General features: G+C 58.8%; 11 protein-coding genes and 5 pseudogenes. 14 read left to right on the forward strand and 2 right to left on the reverse strand.

What is annotated here, in order from left to right:
* Positions 1-10 precede the first annotated feature (10 nt).
* The 3 genes from ACZ1HK_RS16710 to ACZ1HK_RS16720 are packed head-to-tail and all read left to right on the forward strand — an operon-like array spanning position 11 to position 4,395.
* Positions 11-1,165 carry a microcin C ABC transporter permease YejB gene (locus ACZ1HK_RS16710; protein ID WP_472629641.1) on the forward strand — a complete coding sequence of 385 codons (1,155 nt, stop codon included), beginning with the start codon at positions 11-13 and terminating at the stop codon, positions 1,163-1,165.
* A 6-nt stretch (positions 1,166-1,171) separates the two neighbouring features.
* Complete coding sequence (locus tag ACZ1HK_RS16715; protein WP_472629642.1) at positions 1,172-2,491, forward strand: ABC transporter permease; 1,320 nt, start codon at positions 1,172-1,174, stop codon at positions 2,489-2,491.
* Positions 2,488-4,395: an ABC transporter ATP-binding protein gene (locus ACZ1HK_RS16720; protein WP_472629643.1), complete on the forward strand. Its 1,908-nt coding sequence runs from the start codon at positions 2,488-2,490 to the stop codon at positions 4,393-4,395. Before ACZ1HK_RS16715 ends, ACZ1HK_RS16720 begins: the two co-directional genes overlap by 4 nt.
* Here the strand turns inward: ACZ1HK_RS16720 and hemN are convergent.
* Positions 4,392-5,742: pseudogene (hemN, locus tag ACZ1HK_RS16725) on the reverse strand (oxygen-independent coproporphyrinogen III oxidase). The gene ACZ1HK_RS16720 and the pseudogene hemN sit on opposite strands and share 4 nt — an antisense overlap.
* An 84-nt stretch (positions 5,743-5,826) precedes the next feature.
* On the opposite strand from hemN, the gene fnrL reads away from it, so the two are divergent.
* The 9 genes and pseudogenes from fnrL to ccoS all read left to right on the forward strand — a co-directional run bounded on the left by fnrL (position 5,827) and on the right by ccoS (position 14,745).
* On the forward strand, positions 5,827-6,573 hold the full coding sequence (gene fnrL, locus ACZ1HK_RS16730; protein WP_472629644.1) for a transcriptional regulator FnrL: 747 nt from the start codon (positions 5,827-5,829) through the stop codon (positions 6,571-6,573).
* 176 nt (positions 6,574-6,749) lie between these two features.
* Positions 6,750-8,345, forward strand: coding sequence for a cytochrome-c oxidase, cbb3-type subunit I (gene ccoN, locus ACZ1HK_RS16735; RefSeq protein WP_472629645.1), 1,596 nt, complete (start codon positions 6,750-6,752; stop codon positions 8,343-8,345).
* Positions 8,346-8,359: 14 nt separating this feature from the next.
* A complete protein-coding gene (gene ccoO, locus ACZ1HK_RS16740; RefSeq protein WP_472629646.1) occupies positions 8,360-9,082 on the forward strand; it encodes a cytochrome-c oxidase, cbb3-type subunit II in 723 nt (240 codons plus the stop codon).
* 12 nt (positions 9,083-9,094) lie between these two features.
* On the forward strand, positions 9,095-9,283 hold the full coding sequence (locus tag ACZ1HK_RS16745; RefSeq protein ID WP_472629647.1) for a cbb3-type cytochrome oxidase subunit 3: 189 nt from the start codon (positions 9,095-9,097) through the stop codon (positions 9,281-9,283).
* Positions 9,280-10,201, forward strand: a pseudogene (gene ccoP, locus ACZ1HK_RS16750) (cytochrome-c oxidase, cbb3-type subunit III). The gene ACZ1HK_RS16745 and the pseudogene ccoP overlap by 4 nt, the downstream one beginning before the upstream one ends.
* Before the next feature lie 192 nt (positions 10,202-10,393).
* Positions 10,394-11,906, forward strand: a pseudogene (gene ccoG / locus ACZ1HK_RS16755) (cytochrome c oxidase accessory protein CcoG).
* Positions 11,903-12,397, forward strand: a complete 495-nt coding sequence (locus tag ACZ1HK_RS16760) for a FixH family protein (protein ID WP_472629648.1) — start codon at positions 11,903-11,905, stop codon at positions 12,395-12,397. Before ccoG ends, ACZ1HK_RS16760 begins: the two are co-directional and overlap by 4 nt.
* 1 nt (position 12,398) lies before the next feature.
* A pseudogene (locus ACZ1HK_RS16765) lies at positions 12,399-14,590 on the forward strand (heavy metal translocating P-type ATPase).
* Entirely contained in the window at positions 14,590-14,745 is a 156-nt protein-coding gene (gene ccoS / locus ACZ1HK_RS16770; protein ID WP_368477503.1) for a cbb3-type cytochrome oxidase assembly protein CcoS, read from the forward strand. Before ACZ1HK_RS16765 ends, ccoS begins: the two are co-directional and overlap by 1 nt.
* A 59-nt stretch (positions 14,746-14,804) precedes the next feature.
* Here the strand turns inward: ccoS and ACZ1HK_RS16775 are convergent, their stop codons facing one another.
* Positions 14,805-16,214 carry a D-alanyl-D-alanine carboxypeptidase family protein gene (locus tag ACZ1HK_RS16775; protein ID WP_472629649.1) on the reverse strand — a complete coding sequence of 470 codons (1,410 nt, stop codon included), beginning with the start codon at positions 16,212-16,214 and terminating at the stop codon, positions 14,805-14,807.
* Positions 16,215-16,456: 242 nt separating this feature from the next.
* On the opposite strand from ACZ1HK_RS16775, the gene hemF reads away from it, so the two are divergent.
* Positions 16,457-17,335, forward strand: a complete 879-nt coding sequence (gene hemF / locus ACZ1HK_RS16780) for an oxygen-dependent coproporphyrinogen oxidase (protein WP_472629650.1) — start codon at positions 16,457-16,459, stop codon at positions 17,333-17,335.
* A 27-nt stretch (positions 17,336-17,362) separates the two neighbouring features.
* A pseudogene (locus ACZ1HK_RS16785) lies at positions 17,363-18,421 on the forward strand (glycosyltransferase family 4 protein).
* The last annotated feature ends 30 nt before the right edge of the window (positions 18,422-18,451 follow it).

Raw genomic sequence — 18,451 nt, forward strand, 5'->3', positions numbered from 1 at the left:
GACATTAGCCATGGGCGCGTATATTCTCCGAAGGCTTCTGCTGGTGATTCCCACGATCTTCGGCGTGATGCTTCTGAACTTCACGTTGATCCAATTTGTGCCGGGCGGTCCGATTGACCAGATCATTGCGCAGTTGGAAGGCGAGGGGGACGTATTCGCGGGCATCTCGGGCGGTGGCGGTGACAACAGCGCCAACACGTCGGACTTCGATGTGGGTTACCAAGGCGCGCGTGGCTTGCCGCCGCAGTTTCTTGAGCAGTTGCAGGTCGAGTTCAACTTTGCCCGCATCGTCTGTGCAGAAGGTTTTACGGGTGAACCCGACCTTGATGCTGAGGAATGCGTGGCCGAGGAAATTCCGATCCTCGAACGTTTTGGCCTGATGATGATGGACTACCTGCGTTTCGACTTCGGCGAGAGCTATTTCCGCTCCATTTCGGTCGTTGATCTGGTGATCGAGAAGATGCCTGTGTCGATCAGTCTGGGCCTGTGGTCCACCATCATTGCCTACATCGTCTCGATCCCGCTTGGTATTCGCAAGGCTGTCCGCGATGGGACGCGTTTCGATAGTGCGACGAGTGCGATCATCATCGTGGCCTATGCCATTCCCGGCTTTCTGTTTGCCATCATCCTGTTGGTGGTCTTTGCAGGTGGGCGTTATCTGAGCTGGTTCCCACTCCGTGGACTGACATCTGACGGATTTGAGGACATGACCTTGATCCGGCAGATCATTGATTATTTCTGGCACATCACCTTGCCGGTTTTGGCGTCAACCATCTCTGCATTCGCGACATTGACGCTGCTGACCAAGAATTCGTTTCTGGACGAGATCAAGAAGCAATACGTGATGACAGCCAAGGCGAAAGGTCTGACCGAGCGGCGCGTTTTGTATGGTCATGTGTTCCGCAACGCCATGTTGATCGTCATAGCGGGTTTCCCGGCGGTCTTTATCGGCGTCTTCTTTGGTGGGTCGCTGATTATCGAGACGATATTCTCGCTCGACGGGTTGGGTCGGCTCGGGTTTGAAGCCGTGGTCAGTCGCGACTATCCGGTGGTCTTTGGTACATTATTCGTCTTCAGCCTGATTGGTCTGACCGTCGGGATCATATCGGATCTGATGTATGTGTGGATTGATCCGCGCATCGATTTTGAATCGTTGGAGGGCTAGCACACTATGGCCCTTCCCACGGAATCGCCCAACACCCCGCCGCTGCCGGACAATGATCCGGATGCAGCCGAAACCCATGGCCGAGTGCAGGGAGATCGCAAAGGCTGGCTCAGCCCGCTGAACCGTCGCCGTTGGCGGAATTTCAAACGAAACCGCCGTGCGTTCTGGTCGCTTTGGATCTTTCTGGTGCTTTATGGGCTGTCCCTTCTGGCGCCATACCTCGCCAATGACAAACCGTTGCTGATCAACTACCGCGGTGAATATTTCACGCCGATCTTCAACTTCTATCCGGAAACAGCCTTTGGAGGAGATTTCCGGACCGAGGCCGTTTACCGGGATATCGAGGTTCAGTGCCTCATCGTATCGGGCGGGCTGGAAGACTGCTGGGATGACCCAGAAGAAGTGATCGAGCAGGTCGAAGAAACCGGCTATTTCAACGGCGTAGAGGTCGATCAAGGGTGGCTATTGTGGCCGTTGATCCCGCACAGCTTCAACACAATCGTGGATCGTCCGGGCAACGCCCCGGCGGCGCCGAATATTATCGGTTGGTGGCCAGAAATTGAACGCGACAGTGCGGGTGAGCCGGTGTTGGACGAAGACGATCAACCGGTCATCGATTGGCAGTTTGGGCTGTTGCCCGAAGATCGTCGCGGCACAAACCTTTTGGGCACCGACGACACGTCGCGCGACGTAATGGCACGCGTGATCTACGGGTTCGAGTTGTCAGTAAGTTTTGCGCTGATCGTGACCTTCTTCACGTCGATCATCGGCATCTTCATGGGGGCCTTGCAGGGGTTTTACGGGGGGCTGGTTGACTTGATCTGGCAGCGGATCATCGAGATCTGGAATGCGACGCCAAGCCTGTACGTGATCATCATCGTTGCGGCGATCTTCCCGATGAACTTCACATTGCTGGTCTTCCTGATGGTGTTTTTCGGTTGGATGAACCTGACAGGCGTGGTGCGGGCCGAATTCCTGCGCGCCCGCAATTTCGAATATGTCCGTGCGGCCCGTGCGCTTGGCGTGGGTAACGGCACGATCATGTTTCGCCACATCCTACCCAATGCGATGGTGGCGACGCTGACCTTCCTGCCGTTCATCGTCACTGGCACAATTGCCGGTCTTGCGAGCCTCGATTTCCTTGGCTTTGGTTTGCCATCGTCCGAGCCGTCGCTTGGCGAGATGACATTGCAAGCAAAGAACAACCTTCAGGCGCCATGGCTTGGGTTCACGGCCTTCTTCACGTTCGCCTTCATGCTGTCGTTGCTGGTGTTCATTTTTGAAGGCGTGCGCGATGCGTTTGATCCACGAAAGACCTTCTCATGAGCCGCCGCGTTCTTGATATTCGCGATCTTACTGTCGACTTCACACAGGAAGGGGGCACGGTGAATGCCGTGCGCGGGGTTTCGTTTCACGTTGAACGGGGAGAGACAGTGGCGCTTGTCGGCGAAAGTGGGTCCGGCAAATCTGTGACGGCGTTGTCCACCGTTGATTTGCTGCCCGGTGCGGCGGAGGTCGGCGGATCGATTAAGTATGATGGGGCCGAGATGGTCGGAGCCTCGGATGCAGAATTGCGGCGTGTGCGTGGCAACGACATCAGCTTCATCTTTCAAGAGCCGATGACCTCGCTCAACCCCCTGCACACCATCGAAAAGCAAATGGCCGAAAGCCTCGTGGAACATGGGGGCTATAAGTATCCAGGCGGATTGAAGCGGACGGCGAGTGCAATCGCGGGTGGCAACCCTGTACCCGTGCTGATGGCGGTCTTTCTGCTTCTATCGATTGTCATGTTCTACATCTTCGCGGTCATTCAACCCGATGATTTCAGCGCCGTTCGAGATGTCGTTCAGGCGCGCGCAGGGAATGCCGGTATTCTGGTATTTGCTGTCGCCAGCCTGATTGGGGCCATCGTACAAGCAGCCCTTTGGACCACCATTATTGCCGTTCCCCTACTGCTTGTGCGGTTTGTCCTGCGGGCTTTGGGCTACACAGATGTCGTGTCGTCAGATCTTCGAACCCGGGTAATTGACCTGCTGACCAAGGTCGGAATACGCGACCCGGAAACCCGCTTGGGGGCTTACCCGCACCAATTGTCAGGTGGTCAGCGGCAGCGCGTGATGATCGCCATGGCGCTTGCCAATGGACCGGAACTGTTGATTGCGGATGAGCCGACTACGGCGCTCGACGTCACCATTCAGGCGCAAATCCTCGACCTTCTGGGGGATCTGAAGCGTTCGGAAGGGATGAGCTTACTGTTCATTACCCATGATCTTGCCATCGTGCGTCGTATCGCCGACCGCGTTTGTGTCATGCAGGGTGGAGAAATCGTAGAGCAGGGTAAGACGAGCGACATCTTCGATAATCCCCAGCATCCCTACACACGCAAATTGCTTGGGGCTGAACCATCCGGATCACCCGATCCTGTTTCTGGTGACGCAGAAGAAATCCTGACCACGGACGATCTGCGCATCTGGTTCCCCATTCAGCGGGGGCTGTTGCGACGAACCGTGGGCCATGTGAAGGCCGTGAACGCCGCCAATATTCAGGTGAAGCAGGGCGAGACGCTCGGAATTGTTGGCGAAAGCGGATCGGGCAAGACCACATTGGCCCTCGCGATCATGCGGCTTGTTCGGTCCGAGGGACCGATCACCTTCTTTGGTCAGGATCTTTCCCATGCCACCAAATCCGAGCTGCGCAGCGTGCGGCGGGACATGCAAATCGTTTTCCAGGATCCTTACGGCTCCCTCAGCCCGCGCATGACGATCGAGCAGATCGTTTCCGAAGGGTTGAAGGTGCAAGGTGTGGGCCCGCGTGAGCGGCGTGCAAGGGTTGGTGAAATCCTCGAAGAAGTCGGGCTGAGCCGTGACATGATGCACCGTTACCCGCATGAATTTTCGGGCGGACAACGGCAACGGATCGCGATTGCCCGTGCTATGATCCTTCGACCACGATTGGTTGTGCTTGATGAGCCCACCAGCGCCTTGGATATGACAGTGCAGGTGCAGATCGTCGAGCTGCTGCGCAAGCTGCAGAAGGACCATAACCTGGCCTATCTGTTTATTAGCCATGACCTGCGTGTCGTGCGCGCGCTCAGCCACAAAGTGATCGTCATGAAGCAGGGCGATGTGGTCGAGATGGGCGAGACCAATGCGCTGTTCGACAACCCGCAGCAAACCTACACGCGAGAGTTGATGGCCGCGGCGTTCGGCGATCGCGCCGGAGCAGCTTAGATCGCGGACGAATGGTTTCTGGCCTTCTCGCAGGTATACGCGTCGACGTGGCGCGCGATCAGGCGTGTCAGCGGGCGGGATGGCTCCAGAATGGTCAAACCATTATCGTTGCGTGCAACATGTCCGCGGAATGCCCGCGCGAGGTCATCTAGGATCGGGTCTACCGCATCGCGAGCAGTGGATGATGTTGCACGTTGATCAAAACCGAAATCACACATCAAGCGCTCGATTATGTGGCTGCGCAGGCGGTCCTGGTTCGTCAGAATGTGGCCGCGTCCAGTGGGAAGCTCACCCGCTCGAACGGCTTTCTGGTAGGCTGCAGTGCTCGCAGCGTTCTGAACAAACCCTTGCGGGAACTTTGAGATCGCAGAGGCGCCAACGCCGATTAGGACATCGCAACTGTCGTCGGTATAGCCCTGAAAGTTGCGCCTAAGCTGCCCTTGTCGAGCGGCCACGGACAGGCTGTCTTCGCGGCGTGCGAAGTGATCGATCCCGATCGGGTCATACCCGTCCCACTTCAATACTTCGCCAGCCGTTTCAAACAGCTGCAACCGGGCCAAAGGGTCTGGCAAATCCTCGGTAGGGATCAAGGATTGGCGTTTTGCCATCCACGGAACATGGGCATATCCGTAGAGCGCCACACGGTCGGGGCTCAGGGAAAGCAGCATTTGCATTGAGGATGTAATGCGTTCCCGCGTTTGCCGTGGGAGCCCATATAGGAGGTCAGTGTTAAGCGAGGCGACGCCGCGCGCACGAAGCGCTTCGACAGCGGCGCGCGTAACCTCAAAGCTCTGATCGCGCCCGATGATCTTCTGAATCTCAGGGTCAAAATCCTGAACACCGATCGATGCACGGCCCATCCCTGCATCGGCCAAGGCATCCAGCCGGACCTCGTCAATTTCGTTCGGGTCGATTTCGACCGAGAATTCAGCCGTCTTTGTGAGCGGTATGGATGTCCGAATCGCATCTGCCAGACGGGTGATCTCAGGTGCTTTCAGAAGGGTCGGCGTGCCGCCGCCCCAATGCAGTTTTGCAATTTCGACGCCCTGCGGCAATATGTTCGTAAGTGCCTGAATTTCTTGTATAAGAGTGTTCGTGTAGGCGACCACTGGTTCTTCCGATTGCATGCCTTGGGTTCGACATGCGCAGAACCAGCAAAGCCTTCTGCAAAAGGGCACATGCGACGTAAAGCGACACCTTGGCGCCCGGCGGAACATCGGCAAGCCAGGCGCGGTGCACCTCTGGCGTGACATCACCTGCAAAGTGGTTCGCCGGCGGATATGAGGTGTAGCGAGGCACGTTTGCCTCGAACAGACCCAACGTTCTCATTTGATAATATCTGTCCATAGGCTACAACTTAGGCGTGTCTGGCCTCATGCACCTTGACGCAGATCAAGCCAGAAACATGCGCGAACAGGAGATTCTTTAACGATGCAGCACACGGACCTCCGGTTCGAGAGGGTGGATTGTTCCGCTTGCCCAATCCGGCACCGGGCCGTCTGTGCGCGCGCGGACGATGACGAGCTTGAAAAGCTCAATGCCATCAAGTTCTACCGAAGTTTCAAAGCGGGCGAGACGATTGTTTGGGCCGGCGAAGAAGTGGATTTCGTGGCATCCGTAGTGGGCGGAGTGGCGACGCTTTCGCAAACCATGGAAGATGGTCGCAGGCAAATGGTCGGGCTTTTATTGGGCTCAGATTTTATCGGCCGCCCGAACCGCGAAACTGTCGCCTATGATGTTACTGCCATATCGGATGTGACCCTTTGCTGCTTCCGCCGCAAACCGTTTCAGGAACTGCTGTCTGACACGCCCCATATCAGCCAACGCCTTCTGGAAATGACGCTCGATGAACTTGATGCTGCGCGCGAGTGGATGTTGATCCTGGGCCGCAAGACTGCGCGCGAGAAGATCGCGAGCTTCCTCTCCATCATCGCTCGCCGCGAAACCGGCTCAGACACAGTAGACACTGGAAGCAATGTGGCCTTTGACCTGCCTCTGACGCGCGAAGCAATGGCAGACTACCTTGGCCTGACCCTCGAAACTGTCAGTCGGCAGATGTCGAGCTTGAAGCGTGACGATGTCATTGTGCTTGAAGGCAAGCGGAGGGTGGTTATCCCGGATTTTAACGCGTTGCTTGAAGAAACCGGCGATGATGCTGATGGCGGCGTGCTCGTCTGATCACATCTAACCTAGCACCTCATTAAACGCCCCGGCTTTCGGGGCGTTTTGCATTTCTTGCCATTGCTTGACGCAGATCAAAGTCAGCGACGGCACGAAGTTGGATGAAAGGTCCCATGGAATGCCCGTGGTCCGTCCAGATTCGGACTGCTGAGGGTGAGGTAAAGGGACGACCGATGCTTGATTATTTGAAGCTCGCAATGCTTGGCCTTGTCACCGTATTCGCGGCAATTGCAGCGAATTACGGTCTCGACGCGGCTTACAAGCTGCATGCGTGGATCATCATGGCGGTCTCCGGTGGCTTGTTCCTGTGGCAGTTGCGCCGCACGGGCGAGCCTGCGGTGGCCGTGCCAACCGGGGAATATATGGACGGGCCAGTCAGGGCCGCGGCAATCGCCACCGCCTTCTGGGGCGTCGTTGGATTTTTGGCGGGCGTGTTTATCGCCTTCCAACTGGCATTCCCGGCACTCAATTTTGAATGGGCGCAAGGCTACGCAAACTTCGGGCGCCTTCGTCCGCTGCACACCTCTGCGGTGATTTTTGCGTTCGGGGGCAACGCCCTGATTGCGGCTTCGTTCTATATTGTGCAGCGCACCAGCGCCGTGCGGATGTGGGGCGGCAACCTCAGCTGGTTCGTGTTCTGGGGCTACCAGCTGTTCATCGTTTTGGCGGCGACCGGCTACCTGATGGGCTCGACCCAAGGCCAAGAATACGCAGAGCCTGAATGGTACGTGGACCTGTGGCTGACGGTTGTTTGGGTGGCCTTCCTGCTGGTCTACCTCGGGACGATCCTCAAGAGGAAAGAGCCGCACATCTATGTGGCCAACTGGTTCCTGCTGAGCTTCATCGTAACCGTTGCCTTGCTTCACGTGGTCAACAACATGTCGATTCCGGTGTCGATCTGGGGGTCGCGTTCTGTGCAGGTCTTTAGCGGTGTGCAGAACGCAATGACGCAATGGTGGTATGGCCACAATGCCGTAGGCTTCTTCCTTACTGCCGGCTTTCTGGGCATGATGTACTACTTCATCCCAAAGCAGGCCGAACGCCCGGTTTACAGCTATAAGCTGTCCATTATCCACTTCTGGGCGCTCATCTTCCTGTACATCTGGGCGGGTCCGCACCACCTGCACTACACGGCATTGCCGGATTGGGCCTCGACCCTTGGCATGGTGTTCTCGGTGATCCTTTGGATGCCCTCCTGGGGTGGCATGATCAACGGTCTGATGACCCTTCAAGGGGCATGGGACAAGCTGCGGACGGACCCGATTCTTCGGATGATGGTCACATCGCTCGCGTTCTACGGCATGTCGACCTTCGAGGGCCCGATGATGTCCATCCGCGCAGTGAATTCTCTGTCGCATTACACCGACTGGACCATTGGTCACGTGCACTCTGGCGCGCTCGGTTGGAATGGCCTCGTGACCTTCGGGATGCTCTACTACCTGTTCCCAAGGCTCTGGCACACCAAGCTTTACAGCCTGCGTGCCGTCAGCTGGCACTTCTGGCTCGCGACGGTCGGGATCGTTCTGTACGCCGCGTCGATGTGGGTGACCGGGATCATGGAAGGCCTGATGTGGCGCGAAGTCGATGCGCAGGGCTTCCTCGTGAACTCCTTCGCCGACACGGTTGAAGCGAAATTCCCGATGTATGTGGTCCGCGGACTGGGTGGGGTCATGTTCCTCTCCGGCGCGCTGATCATGGCCTGGAACCTTTGGATGACCGTTCGGTCGGCGGGCCAAAAGCCCTCGTCCGATCTGGTCCCGGCGGAATAAGGAGGGCTTGGACCATGGGTGTTCTTGACCAACACAAGAAGATTGAAACCAATGCCACGCTTCTGCTGGCGCTGAGTTTCGCCGTCGTCACCGTGGGTGGCATCGTGGAAATCGCCCCTCTGTTCTACCTGGAGAACACGATTGAGGATGTAGAGGGCATGCGTCCCTACTCCCCGCTCGAACTGGCGGGACGTGAGATCTACATCCGCGAGGGCTGCTATGTCTGCCACAGCCAGATGATCCGCCCGATGCGGGATGAGGTTGAACGATATGGGCACTACAGTCTGGCAGCCGAAAGCCAATACGACCACCCGTTCCAATGGGGGTCGAAACGCACCGGGCCAGATTTGGCGCGGGTCGGGGGGCGCTATTCGGACGAATGGCACTACGACCACCTGATCAGCCCACAATCTGTGGTGCCGGAATCGATCATGCCGTCTTACGCGTTCCTTGCCGACAACACGCTGACAGGCGAACGCATCGGCGATCTGATGGGGACCCACGCCTTTGTGGGCGTCCCCTACACGGAAGAGATGCTTGAGATGGCGTCAGCCGACTTCATCGAGCAGGCGACGGATTTCGGGGATCCCGGCGTGGTCGAGCGCTACCCCGGCGCGCAGCAGCGCGACTTCGATGGCAACCCGGCAGTCACCGAAATGGACGCTTTGATTGCCTATCTCCAAATGCTCGGCACGTTGGTCGATTTCTCGACCTTCACGCCGGACGAAAGCCGATAGGAGGGCGCACAGATGGACTATGAATTCCTCCGCAGCCTGTCTGGAAGCATCGGAACAGTGTTCCTTGTCGCCAGCTTCTTCGGCTTTGTCCTTTACGCGTTTCGGCCTGGCTCCAAACGCGTCCACAGTGACAGCGCCGAGATCCCTTTCCGCCATGACGATGCACCGGCGCAAGATGCCGGGCAGGAGGCGCAGCAATGACCGATCAACCGCAACATCCCGAAGAACAGGTCCTGCAAGAGGGTGACCCTGACACAACGGGCCATTCCTGGGACGGGATCAAAGAGTTCAACAACCCCTTCCGCGTTGGTGGCTGTGGTGTTTCTACCTGACCATCATCTGGGGTGTGGCCTACACCGTGCTGTATCCGGCTTGGCCGGGCATCAGCGGGGCAACGGCGGGTGTGCTTGGCTATTCCACCCGCGCCGAAGTTGCTGAAGAGATTGAGCGTTTTGAAGCGCTCAACGCCGATCTTCGGACGCAACTGACCGAGGTTGAACTGGCAAACGTGACCCGCCAGGAAGCGCCTGAGCTTTACAACTTCGCCCTTCAGGCCGGCGCCGCGACGTTCACGACGTGGTGCTCGCAATGCCATGGCGAAGGTGCAGCAGGTGTGCAGGCTGCAGGCTATCCGAACCTGTTGGACGATGATTGGCTGTGGGGCGGTTCGCTTGAGGATATCCAGATGACCATCGCCCACGGCATCCGCAACGAGGATGATCCGGACGCGCGTTGGTCCGAGATGACGGCGTTTGAGGGCATCCTAAGCGATGAAGAGATCGCTCAGGTTGTGAACTATGCGATGGCCTTGTCGGATGTGGATGGTGACGGAGTGAACGCGGCCAACCATGCCTATGACACAACACTGGCCAGTGCCGGTGAGAATGCCTTCCTCGACAATTGCGCCGCCTGCCACGGCGATGCGGGGAAGGTGACCGCTTTCTTGGTGCACCGAACCTGACGGATGCCATCTGGCTTTATGGCGGCAGCGCCGAAGCGGTCGAAGAAACCGTGCGCCATTCACGCTTTGGCGTGATGCCCGCTTGGTCTGGCCGTTTGAGCGAGGCGGAGGTCAACGCGACCGCGCTTTATGTCCATAGCTTGGGCGGCGGCGAATAACGCGGCCCTTGCACCGAATGCCGGTGGCGAAACGACCCGTCACCGGTAGAGCGCCGATCCCATGTCCTGTTCGCGCTTTACCCATGGGATCGGCGCACATCCATCCAGGTTTGATCCACGTCAAAGTGACCGTGCGGACTTTGCCATAGACAGGATGTGCGAACAGACAGAATCTCACAGGACAGCCGTGCCATGGCCTCTCAAGATGCCGCGCCTAAACTTTACGCCGCGCAAGAGCCGATCTTTCCCAAACGGGTCAAAGGCCCGTTCCGGAACTTCAAATGGGCGCTGATGATCTTCACCTTGGGGATCTACTACATCACCCCTTGGATCCGTTGGGATCGGGGCCCATCACTTCCTGATCAGGCCGTGCTGGTGGACCTCGCCAATCGGCGCTTCTTCTTTTTCTGGATCGAGATCTGGCCGCACGAATTCTACTTCGTCGCGGGCCTTCTGATCATGGCAGGTCTTGGCTTGTTTCTGTTCACCTCTGCCCTCGGGCGCGTCTGGTGCGGATATGCATGTCCGCAAACCGTGTGGACGGATCTTTTCTACACAGTCGAGCGCTGGATAGAGGGCGACCGGAATGCGCGCCTGCGTCTGTGGAAGCAAAAGTGGGATTTCCGCAAATGGCGCCTGCGGGTCACGAAGTGGATTGTTTGGCTTTTGATTGCCGTGGCGACCGGCGGGGCCTGGGTCTTCTACTTTGCGGATGCTCCGACGCTTCTGGGTGACTTGCTCAACGGGCAAGCGGCGTTTGTGGCCTATGCGACAGTCGGCATTCTGACGGCAACCACCTTCATCTTCGGTGGCTTCGCCCGCGAACAGATATGCATCTATGCCTGCCCTTGGCCGCGCATTCAGGCCGCGATGATGGACGAACATACGATCACGGTCGCCTACAGAGATTGGCGGGGAGCCGCGCGGTAAGGGCAAGAAGCGCCGCGAAATGGCGGAGGCAGCAATCGAAAGCTCGCGACTCGCCGGGCCAACGATCCGAGGCACTCAGCCCGGCGCGACGTCGGCGCCGGAAGTGGAAGCGCCCGGCGACTGTATCGATTGTATGGCTTGCGTGAATGTCTGCCCCATGGGCATCGATATCCGTGACGGCCAGCAGATGGAGTGCATCACCTGCGCGCTATGCATCGACGCGTGTGACGAAATCATGGACAAGGTCGGCAAACCCCGCGGTTTGATCGACTACCTTGCCCTAACGGATGAGGCCAACGAACGGGCAGGCAACACGAAGGTGCCTGTGATGCGCCACATCCTGCGTCCGCGCACGCTGATTTATACAGCGCTCTGGGCCGCAGTCGGCGTTGGCTTGATTGTGGCTTTGTTCATACGTTCCGAAATTGATCTGACGGTTGCGCAGGTGCGAAACCCACAGTTTGTAACACTCAGTGACGGGGCGGTGCGTAACACCTACGACATTCGCATCCGCAATATGACGGCAGCAGATGCAACGTTTCGGGTTGGGCTGACCTCTGACGACGTCCTGCGCGTCGATCTGGAGGGAAGTCAGGACCTGATGGTTGAGGTGCCCGCCGACGAGACCCTCCTTCAACGTGTCTACGTCATCGCGCGGCCCGAGGATGCTGCATCAAGTCGTGAGCGTACCGATTTCCGTTTCTGGGTCGAGGAATTCGGCACCGAGGAGCGCGCCTACAACGACACAACGTTCTTTGGAAGGGGTCAGCCATGAACCATGATATGGAAGCGCAACGCACTGAAGCGCCGCGAAAAATCACTGGCCGACACGTCGCGTTCATGTTCATCGGGGGATTTGCGGTGATCATTGGGGTGAATGTCTTTATGGCCACCCAAGCGGTCTCCACCTTCCCAGGTCTTGAGGTCACGTCTAGCTATGCGGACAGTCAGACCTTTGATGATCGCCGCATCGCGCAGGACGCGTTGGGTTGGCAGGCATCTGTTGAAACACGCAGCGATGAGGTTCGATTGACCCTCGTCGATGCCGCAGGGCGCCCGGTCTATCCGGCGCACTTGGACGCACTGTTGACCCGGCCGACGACCCGAGCGGACGACCAGCCACTTGAATTGTCGCGTGGTGCAAATGGTGTTCTGGTCGCCCAGGCCGAAGTTGCTCCGGGGCGCTGGCGGCTGCGCCTGACGGGGACGGCGCGCGATGGAACGGATTACCGACACAACATCACCTTCACCGTGACCGAGGGCTGAAATGAGTGCCTTTGCAGATCCACAACACCCCTCGGCCTGCCCGGCATGTGATGCCGTTCCCTTGGCTGAGCAAGTTGCCGGAAAAGCATTGGACAATGCGCGCCTGATGTTGGCGCTACCTGGCATCCATTGTGCGGCGTGTATTTCCGGTGTGGAACGATTGCTTTGCGATCAGCAGGGCGTTCGCGCCGCCCGTGTGAATCTGACGTTGCGCCGGGCTTCGGTTGATGCGGAGCCGGGCGTTACATCGGAAGACCTTTGCGCTGCCTTGAACGAAGGTGGGTACGAGGCCCATGAACTCGATCCCGGCCTCCTCGCCGCTACGGACATGGATGCACGAGGGCGCGCATTGCTGATGCGTTTGGCCGTCGCCGTATTCGCAATGATGAACGTCATGCTTGCTTTCGGTTGCCGTGTGGTCGGGTGCGGACGGTGTCACCCGCGACATGATGCATTGGATCAGTGCGTCGATTGCGATCCCGGCTGTTTTGTTCTGTGGACAACCTTTCTACGGGTCTGCTTTTGCAGCTTTGCGCGTGGGACGGTTGAACATGGATGTTCCGATCACGCTGGCCATTGCGCTTGCGGTTGGCACCTCCCTTTACGAAACCATGTTGTCCGGCGAGCATGCCTATTTCGACGCCGCGATCGCTTTGTGCACATTTCTTCTGGCTGGTCGCTATCTCGACCATCGGACACGGGCGAACGCACGGTCCGCCGCACAGGAATTGGCAGCATTGGAAGTGCCACGTGCGTTGCGATTGGTGGGGCAGGGGACAGAAACGGTGGCTGCCGCGGATCTGCGGCCCGGTGATCTGGTGCGTGTGCTGCCGGGCGGTCGTATTCCGGTGGACGGGCGGTTGGTGGAGGGATGTACTGAACTGGACCGCTCCATCATGACCGGTGAGACGTTGCCGGCAGCGGCAGCACCCGGTTGCACGGTCCATGCGGGCGAGGCGAACCTCACTGGCCCGATCACCGTTGAAGTCACGGCAGCCGGTCGCGACACAGAACTCGCGCGTCTGGGCGATCTTGTGGCCGTGGCCGAGGCCGGCCGGTCCAACTACACCTCTCTCGCGGACGCTGCGGCGAAGCTTTACGCACCGGGGGTGCACATTGTAGCGGTTGCCGCCGCGTTGGGGTGGTTCGCCTATACGTGGGATTTGCGCGTGGCCCTCAACATCGCGGCAGCGGTTCTGATCATCACGTGCCCCTGTGCGCTTGGACTGGCCGTACCTGCGGTCACAACGGCGGCGTCCGCGCGGCTTTTCCGCAAAGGACTGTTAATCAAGGATGGCACGGCGCTTGAGCGTTTGGCCGAAGTGGACACCGTTGTTTTCGACAAGACCGGAACCCTGACCGATGGCGCGCCCGAGCCTTTGGGGCTGGACCAGTTGGATGAAAGATCGGCCCGTGTCGTCCTCGCTTTGGCCCAAGGATCGGCCCATCCATTGGCGCTGGCGCTAGCAAACGGGCTGACGGCGCGGGGCATCAAGCCCGCGCGAGTGGAGCAACTGCAGGAAGTTGCGGGCTTCGGTGTTGAGGGGGAATGGGAGGGCAAGCGCGTTCGTTTGGGTCGAGCCGGTTGGGTCGGCGGCGGAGCGGGTGTTGGGACGACCGCCACCTATTTGCGCATTGCAGATGGCTCCGCGCAGGCTTTGACCTTTGCCGACACTCTTCGCGAGGGCGCGTTGGAGTTAGTGCAGGAGCTTCAAAAGCAGGGCAAGCGCGTGGTCTTGCTGTCCGGCGACGTTGCGCCAGCCGTCGAGATCCTTTGCCGCACGCTTGGGGGTCAAAGACGTGATTTCCGAAGCTCGACCGGAAGCCAAGGCAGAGGCCGTTTTGGCGTTGGCCGAAGAGGGGGCTCATGTGTTGATGGTTGGCGATGGAATGAACGATACGGCAGCCTTGGCGGCAGCACATGTTTCAATTTCACCCGCATCCGCGTTGGAAGCGGCCCGTGCTGCATCTGACATGGTCTTGACCGGACGAAGCATTCTGCCGGTTGTCGACGCGATGCAGACGGCGCGACTGTCTCGGGCACGTATCAAAGAGAACTTCACCATTGCCAGCGTTTACAACCTGCTGGCCGTGCCATTGGCCGTAGCAGGCTTGTGTTCGCCCCTGATCGCGGCGCTTGCGATGTCTGCGTCTTCGCTTAGCGTTTCGCTCAATGCATTGAGGCTGCGGTAATGGACGTTTTGGGCATATTGATACCGGTGTCACTGCTGTTGGGTGGCGCAGGTTTGGCTGCGTTTTGGTGGATGCTGCGCAAGGGTCAGTTTGATGATCCGGAAGGCGACGCCCATCGCATCCTGCGCGAGGATTACGACGACCATCCGAAGTAAGGAAGGGCCGCCTGCAGGCGTTCGCTTGCCGCGTCGCCGCACCCGCCGTCCCGTCTTGCCTAAGGCCCGAACGTCTCGCACGTGACATTGCGGGCGTTCAGTCGGGCACAGGCCCGGTTCGCCTGATCTTCCGTCATTCCGGCAAAGCGTGCGTCATAGCCACGGCTGACCTGAACGACGCGGCGCAAGGCTTCGTCAAACGTTCCAAGCTCAGCCAATGCTGTGCGCAGCAAAAGGCGTTCGGCGGCATGGTGCGACGTCTGCGCCCCCAGCGAAACGCCAAACAGGCGTGAGCCGGTGGACGAAGCGCGGGTCACGACCTCGGGCTCGGGTGCCGGTCGTGGCGGGATGAGGGGCTCAGGCTCAGGATCCAATGCCGCTTGCGGCTCGGGTCGCGGTGCCGGACGCGGGGCGTCTTCAACGGCATTCAGGGCCGCCTCCACTGCAGCGGCGACCTCTGCATCGGCACCTGTCGCTTGTGTCAGGGCAGCACCTACAGCGTCATCTATGGCGGCGAGCACATCAGCGTCGACACCGCCATGGGGCCGCATGAACGGGCGGATGGAGGACGTGGGTGCACGTTGCCCTGGCGGCGTGTGGGACGACCCTGCAGTTCCGTCATCTGTATAAGTCGGTAGGGCGGGCGTTCGGAGCGCGACCGTCGATGGCGCTCGTTCGAACCCCATATCCAGCAATTCCATAACCCGTTCGTTTCGCCAGGCCGAACTTCGTCCGCCAAACACAGTGGCGATGATCCGTTCTTCGCCGCGTTGGGCGGAGGCGACAAGGTTGAAGCCAGCCGCGCGGGTATAGCCAGTCTTGATCCCGTCTGCGCCACGATAGTTCGTCAGAACCACGCGGTTCGTGTTGCGGACCTGCGCAATGCCGGCATCGGCGGTGATGCGAGAGAACAAGTTGTAGTACTGCGGGTAGTCATAGACGAGGCGACGCCCCAGCATCGTCATGTCGCGCGCTGTGCTCAGATGACCATCTTCTGTCAGCCCGTGGGCATTGCGGAAGGTGGTGCGCGTCATACCAAGGGCAGCGGCAGTGCGGTTCATGCGGCGCGCGAAGGCGGCCTCGGACCCGGAAATTGCTTCGCCGATGGCTGTAGCGGCGTCGTTGGCCGACCGAATGGCCGCAGCCCGAATGAGATAGCGGAAGCGGATCGTGGAGCCTGAGCGCAAACCAAGCTCCGACGGTGGCTCAGCCGCAGCGTTTGCTGAGATCGTCACCTCAGTGTCCAAGGTAATTTCACCCAAGCGGATGGCTTCAAACGCAATGTAAATGGTCATCATCTTGGTCAGCGATGCCGGATGCAGGCGCGTGTCAGCGTTACGCGAATGCAATACCTCGCCATTGCGGGCATCCATGACCATTGCGGCATATGGCGCCGCCTGCGCTGGCGAAAACACACCAAACGCCAATGCGGCGCCCAAAAGGGCGACGTAAAAAAATCGTACGAACATGAGCTGCTCTATCTGCCTCGTGTGCCGTCTGTTGCGGCTATTGCTGTCGATCCTAGGCGAAACGAATCTCAAAATCCATGCTGGAGTGGCGAAATTCTCAATAGCTGCAAGGAATTGGCAGATGTGGTCTTGCATGCAACACATGGGTCAAAATGTGCCCTCCCAAGTGGCGTGCATCGCATGGCGGCGCTTGGCGTGACCTGTTACAACCTAGGCGAGTGTTGCAAAAGGACCGCGACCCCATGAAAGACTTGATTGACGACCACAAGGCCCGCGCCTCCGCTTGGTTTCGTAGCTTGCGAGACGAGATCGTTTCGGCCTTCGAAGAGTTGGAAGATACGCAAGGCGGGAACGGTCCCGCCGGTCGCTTTGAGGTGACGGAAACCAAGCGCACTGGCGATGATGGCGAAGATGCCGGTGGCGGCCTGATGAGCGTCATGCGCGGCGGCCGCGTTTTCGAGAAAGTTGGTGTCAACGTCTCAACGGTCTATGGCACGCTCGGTGAACGCGCCCAAAAAGCGATGGCTGCCAGGGGTGTGCCTGGTATGGATACGGACCCGCGTTTTTGGGCGTCAGGCATCAGCCTTGTTGCGCATATGCAAAATCCCCGCGTGCCGGCTGTTCACATGAATACGCGCATGTTCTGGACCCCGAACGCCTGGTGGTTCGGCGGTGGTTCCGACCTGAACCCGGCGATCGAATATGACGAAGACACGGCGCATTTCCACGGTGTCCTGAAGGCGCATTGCGACAAGCACGACCCATCCTATTACGAAAAATTCAAATCTTGGGCCGATGAGTATTTCTTTGTTCCGCATCGCCATCGTGCAAGGGGCGTGGGCGGGATCTTCTACGATGATCTAAACACGGGCGATTGGGAGGCTGATTTTGCCTTCACGCAAGATGTAGGCCGTGCCTTCCTGCCCGCTTTTGTAGGCTGTGTTGAACGCCGTCGACACGAGTCTTTCGACGAGGCAGATCGCGAAGCGCAACTGGTCCATCGCGGGCTCTATGCCGAGTATAACCTTGTCTATGACCGCGGGACGAAGTTCGGTCTGGAAACGGGGCACGATGCGAATGCCGTGTTGATGAGCCTTCCGCCGATCGCAAAATGGACCTGACGCACGCGCAGGGGCAGTAAGCGCAATATGACGACCCTGCCTGACCTTTCCCGGATCGATGTACTGGTGCCGAACTTCAAGCGGCGCTTGAGTGGTGTGACTGCAACCATTGTCCGTTTGGTGCCGCTGCAGGCGAAAAAGGTGGCGGTAGTGGCCGTTGCTCCGGACATGCCCGCACATGTGCCGACGGTGTCTCCGTGGAAGATCATTTCCATGTCCCGCAAGGGACCATCGGGCACTCGAGTATGGCACGCGCGGCGGAATACCGAGATGCTGGCCGGCTTGTTTTTGAAGCATGTGCTCCGAAAGAGACTGAAGCTGCTTTTCACGTCTGCCTCGCAACGTGCGCACACCGGCTACACGAAGTGGCTGATTAATCGCATGGACCGGTTGATCGCGACGTCGCAAAAGACTGCGAGATACCTCGATCATCCGGCTGATGTCATCTTGCACGGTATCGACACGGAACAGTTCTCACCCCCATCGGACCGCGCAGATTTGCGACAGAGCCTTGGCCTTCCAGACGCGGTACTGGTGGGATGCTACGGACGCATTCGCGCGCAAAAGGGCACAGGCGATTTTCTTGAGGCGATGATCCCACTGATGGAAGCGCGCCCTGACGTTCATGCCCTCATCATGGGGCGTGCCACGGGAAAGTTCGTGGAATACGAACAAAGCCTCCGCGTCCGCGCAGAGGCGGCTGGGTTGCGCGGTCGCGTGCACTTCTTGCCTGAGGTGCCGGTTCACGAGATTGCCGACTGGTATCGCGTCCTCGATCTGTTTGTTGCGCCTCAGCGTTGGGAAGGGTTTGGCCTGACTCGTTGGAAGCCATGGCATGTGCTGTTCCGGTTGTTGCAACGACGGTGGGCGCATTTCCGGAACTGATCGCCGAACAAGTTGGGAAATTAGTCCCGCCAGAAGACACTCCATCGATGCAGGGCGCGATCACGTCATTTCTTGACGATACGGATGGGCGACGCGCCGCCGGAGTGGCGGCACGCGAACACGCGGTGAGTACCTTTTCCATTGAGCGCGAGATCCGATGCCATCCTCTCGATCTACCGCCAGCTTTTGGCGCAATGCTGACGCCCCTTTTCCAGCACCTTCAGACCGGCT

It is taken from the genome of Gymnodinialimonas sp. JB5-7, from assembly GCF_055693405.1.

Excerpts from the sequence above, each read along its gene's own strand:
- ccoO (WP_472629646.1), top strand. The coding sequence starts at position 8,360 with ATGGGTGTTCTTGACCAACACAAGAAGATTGAAACCAATGCCACGCTT.
- ACZ1HK_RS16760 (WP_472629648.1), top strand. The coding sequence starts at position 11,903 with ATGAACCATGATATGGAAGCGCAACGCACTGAAGCGCCGCGAAAAATC.
- ccoS (WP_368477503.1), top strand. The coding sequence starts at position 14,590 with ATGGACGTTTTGGGCATATTGATACCGGTGTCACTGCTGTTGGGTGGC.
- hemF (WP_472629650.1), top strand. The coding sequence starts at position 16,457 with ATGAAAGACTTGATTGACGACCACAAGGCCCGCGCCTCCGCTTGGTTT.
- ccoN (WP_472629645.1), top strand. The coding sequence starts at position 6,750 with ATGCTTGATTATTTGAAGCTCGCAATGCTTGGCCTTGTCACCGTATTC.
- fnrL (WP_472629644.1), top strand. The coding sequence starts at position 5,827 with ATGCAGCACACGGACCTCCGGTTCGAGAGGGTGGATTGTTCCGCTTGC.
- ACZ1HK_RS16710 (WP_472629641.1), top strand. The coding sequence starts at position 11 with ATGGGCGCGTATATTCTCCGAAGGCTTCTGCTGGTGATTCCCACGATC.
- ACZ1HK_RS16775 (WP_472629649.1), bottom strand. The coding sequence starts at position 16,214 with ATGTTCGTACGATTTTTTTACGTCGCCCTTTTGGGCGCCGCATTGGCG.
- ACZ1HK_RS16715 (WP_472629642.1), top strand. The coding sequence starts at position 1,172 with ATGGCCCTTCCCACGGAATCGCCCAACACCCCGCCGCTGCCGGACAAT.
- ACZ1HK_RS16720 (WP_472629643.1), top strand. The coding sequence starts at position 2,488 with ATGAGCCGCCGCGTTCTTGATATTCGCGATCTTACTGTCGACTTCACA.
- ACZ1HK_RS16745 (WP_472629647.1), top strand. The coding sequence starts at position 9,095 with ATGGACTATGAATTCCTCCGCAGCCTGTCTGGAAGCATCGGAACAGTG.